This window comes from Variovorax brevis, assembly GCF_030317105.1.
Lineage (GTDB): Bacteria > Pseudomonadota > Gammaproteobacteria > Burkholderiales > Burkholderiaceae_C > Variovorax > Variovorax brevis.
Genome location: NZ_JASZYG010000062.1, coordinates 1 through 3,952 on the forward strand (window position 1 = coordinate 1; position 3,952 = coordinate 3,952).

3 protein-coding genes are annotated in these 3,952 nt (G+C 64.0%); all 3 read left to right on the forward strand.

Going from position 1 to position 3,952, the window contains the following annotated elements; translation table 11 throughout:
* Nucleotides 1–1,182: TnsB C-terminal domain-containing protein (locus tag QTI66_RS39255; protein WP_506555403.1), on the forward strand; the 1,182-nt coding region annotated here is incomplete at its 5' end.
* Nucleotides 1,183–1,203: 21 nt separating this feature from the next.
* Nucleotides 1,204–2,223, forward strand: coding sequence for an AAA family ATPase (locus tag QTI66_RS39260; protein ID WP_286565788.1), 1,020 nt, complete (start codon nt 1,204–1,206; stop codon nt 2,221–2,223).
* 1,038 nt (nt 2,224–3,261) lie between these two features.
* Complete coding sequence (locus QTI66_RS39265; protein ID WP_286565789.1) at nt 3,262–3,552, forward strand: hypothetical protein; 291 nt, start codon at nt 3,262–3,264, stop codon at nt 3,550–3,552.
* Nucleotides 3,553–3,952 lie beyond the last annotated feature (400 nt).

The window sequence follows — 3,952 nt, forward strand, 5'->3', positions numbered from 1 at the left end:
CGCATCTGGCTGCTGGTCATCCTCGACGTCTTCAGTCGCGCGGTTCTTGGCTATCACGTCAGTCTCAACCGCGAGTACTCGCGCTACGACGTGATCCGCACCATCGAAGCCGCCCTGGTGCCGCACCGGCCGCGCACCTTCACGTTACCGGGCGTCGGCTACGGCGCGCAGGGTGGGTTTCCTTCGGGCAAGATGCCGGAATTGGGCTATGCAACCTGGCGCTGGTTCAAGCTCGACAACGCCAAGGCCAACCTCGCCGATGACGTCAGGCATGCACTGGCGGAATTCATCGGCTGCTTCATCGACGCCGGCCCCGTGCATGTCCCGGACGATCGGCCCTACATCGAGCGCTTCTTCGGATCAATCGCCGCCAATCTGTCGAGCCGGCTACCGGGCTATACCGGAACGGGCGTCCGTGACGTGCGCCGCGCCTTGTCGGACCCCAAGGGCAATCTCCGCCTGTACGTGTCGCTCGACGAGATTGACGAACTTTTGGAGGCAGCCATCGCCACCTATAACGCGTCACCCCATAACGGCCTGAACGGCCGCACGCCGCTGGAGGCGGCGGCACTTTCTATCCGGGGCAACGGCGCAATGCTGAACTGGCTTCCCGAAGCCAAGCGGCGCACCTTGTGCCTGATGCAGACGCCCAGGCGGGCGACGGTGCGCGGCTACCTGGATCAGGGCCAGAGACCTCACATCAACTTTCACGGCGTTCGCTATACCAACACGCTCCTGGCCAGCAGCGCGGCCTATCTGGGCCAGACGCTACGCATCTACTACAACAGCCAGGACGTGCGCGCCGTGCGCGCCTTCACGGCGGAGGGCGCCGAAATCGGCGTGCTCAAGGCACAGGGTGCATGGGGAGAGATCCTGCACGACCTGAAGCTGCGCCAGGAGGTACTACGAATGCGCGCACGCAAACACATGAATGCTGCCATCTCTCAGGAGTTCCTGGAGACATACATCAAGAGCAAGCTGCTCCAGGCCAAAGGCTCTCGCCGGGCCGCCAGCGATGCGGCACGCACATTGCGCACCTTGGCGATGCAAACAGCGAGTCCTATGGCGCCGTTCCACGCAACGGTCGGCTCGGTCCCGCAGGGCGCAACCGCGTCCAGGACTGAAGGGCATGCAGAGCCAGAACGGCTGACGATTGGCAGCGGCTTCGTGGGTGCGATCTGAAGGACGCAACGGGAGTTCACCATGTCATCTGAAGGTCAAGCCACAGCGGCGTCGGCGCCACCTGCTCCCGGCCCCCGACCGATTGATCCGGCCTTGCACCCGATCGAGACCGGTTGCTATCGGATCGCCACCCCCGCCATTCAGGCGTTCTCGGATCTGGTCAACCGGTGCCTGCGCTATCACATCACCGGAGCCTTGACGTATGGGCCCTCGCGCATCGGCAAGACCCGTGCGATCGAGTATCTGCGGCTCCTGCTGGCTCAAACGCACCCCAGGATCACGACCTATCATGCGCAGGCGGAGCACAAGCCGCGCCACGCCGAGGGCCCGTTCCTGGCGAACTTGCTGGAGGCGGTGGGCTACCCGGATCCGGCCAGCGGCAACAATTCGACCAAGCGCATGCGTCTGATCAACAAGATCAAGGAAGCATGCTCGCGAAACGGCAGCGGCACCGCGGTGCTGTTTTGCGACGAGGCGCAGCGTTACGACGAACATGAGTACGAGTGGTTGCGCGACGTGCACGACCATCTTGACCGACTCCAGATCCGGCTGTTCACCTTCCTTGTCGGCCAGCAGGAGCTGCTGGCGGTCAAGACGGCGATGCAGCATGCGAGGAAGACGCAGATCGTCTCGCGTCTGATGGTTGAAGAACTCGCGTTTTTCGGCATTCGAAACGTGCGTGATGTGGCAACGTGCCTGAACGGTTACGACGAGACTCGCTTCCCGCGCGCGAGCGAATGGAGCTTTACCCGTTTCTATTTGCCGCGCGCGGTCCAGGGCGGCTACCGACTGGTGCACGATTCCGAATTGCTGTGGTCGGCGTTCGAACATCTTCACCACAAGCATGGCTTGCCAGGTGCCTTGGAGATTCCCATGGAGTCGTTTACGCGCGCCGTGGAGATCGTGCTCAAAGACAGCGAGCTTCGCGACAGTGCCGGCTGTCAGCCGGACGCTGCGCTGTGGAATGTGGCCGTGCGCAACTGCGGATACATCCAAAGCCGTCAGGCGGTCAGCGCTGAGTTGATGACAAGCCCCGCCTGACGCCCCCGAAGTCTCACGCGAGTCGAGCCATGTCGCTGCCAATCCTCACGCTTGAAGAGAATGCGTTGAGCCCGCGCCTCGGCTATGTGTTCCATCGACGCTGGGTGCAGCCCTACGAATCCGTGGTCGGCATACTTTGGACGTTCGCCCGGATGAATCTGCTGCCCGGCGCGACGCTCGTCAGGCAGTTGTGTGGGGATGTAGTGGATCCCTACGAGGGAATCGGCATGCAGGACTTGGACGTGAGGACGGTCGCCCGGCTCCTGGACGTACCGCAGCGCAGCATTCGCGCGGGCCTGGTGTCAAAGTCCGAAGGTTGCAACTCCCTTCGCTTCTGTCCACTGTGCATGTCTCTTGGCTATCACGGCGTGGTGCATCAGCGCGAACGCCAGGCGCGATGCCCGATTCATCAGCGGCCGCTGCTTGTGGCCTGCCTTCATTGCGGGAGAGCGTCGGACTACTGGCTTGACGCGGAACTTCTGGACGCGCCGTTTCGCTGCCGGCACTGCAGAGGGCACTATGGGTACAGGGCCTCTGTGCTGCCATGCGTGCCCCTGACGCCCAGGCGACGCATCGCTGTGACGCGAGCGGCACTTGGGTAGGGCAGGGGATGGGAAGGCTCTGTGGCTGCGGGATATCGGTGACACATTTCCTTCGCGGCCACGCCGACCGACGCCAGTGAGGCAAATTTGCTTCGCGGACCGCGCCGTGCGGATGCGGCATTGCGGCCGGCAGGGCAGTCCCGAAGAGGCGCAGTGACACATTTACCTGCACAGGAGTGTCAGATTCGCTTTCTTCTACGCCACGCGGTCGCCCTTCCCGAGCACGTCGAGTTTGGGGGGGAGTTTGGTGGTTCTTGGGAAGCAAAACAGAACTCCGACAAGGACTTAGCGGAACTTTGGGAGGAGTGAACCCCAAAAGAGCCCCAAACTTCCCCGGTCCGGCTGCTACGTCATTTTCCTGACCGCCGAGCCGGCGTCCGCCGCCGGACTTGCGCTTGCCGGTGAGGGCAGCGGCCAACAACACACGCGTGCCCTCGTGCGATCTCTTTTCTTTGCTGAGTTGCCGCTGCAGGTCGTCCAGTCCCTGCACCCGAGCTGCGCCCTCCGACTGCACTTGCGCGAGCAGGCTCGCCTGGCGGGTGAGTTGATCGCGAAGTTCACGCTCCAGTTGCTGGGCGGCCTACTGTGTCTCGCGCGGCATCCGGCGGCCGGCCTCCAGCGTCTGGGCCGCGGCCTCCTCGCTGCGCATGCGCTGTTGCTGCTCCCTGGCCAGTGCGGCCTCCAGCTGCTTCGAGGCCTGGCGCGCACGGTCGACCTCCTCATGTGAGTGGCGCTCCTGGGCTTCGTGACGTTCCCGCTCCTTCCTCACATCCTTGTCGCGCTCGGCCAGCGCCGCCGCCTGCTCCCCTGCTCCTGCCGCAGCACCTCCTTGTTGGCATGCGCCCGCTGGAGGAGGGCGTTGAGCCGCGCGATTTCGTCGTCCGTCGCAGTGCGCAGCTTCGCAGCTTCGCCGTCTGGTTGGGTACAGGGCCTCTGTGCTGCCATGTGTGGCCCTGACGCCCAGACGACGCATCGCTGTGACGCGAGCGGCACTTGGGTAGGGCAGGGGATGGGGAGGCGCTGTGGCTGCGGGATATCGGTGACACATTTCCTTCGCAGCCACGCCGACCGACGCCAGTGAGGCAAATTTGCTTCGCGGACCGCGCCGTGCGAGGCTGGATGCGGCG

Excerpts from the sequence above, each read along its gene's own strand:
- QTI66_RS39260 (WP_286565788.1), top strand. The coding sequence starts at position 1,204 with ATGTCATCTGAAGGTCAAGCCACAGCGGCGTCGGCGCCACCTGCTCCC.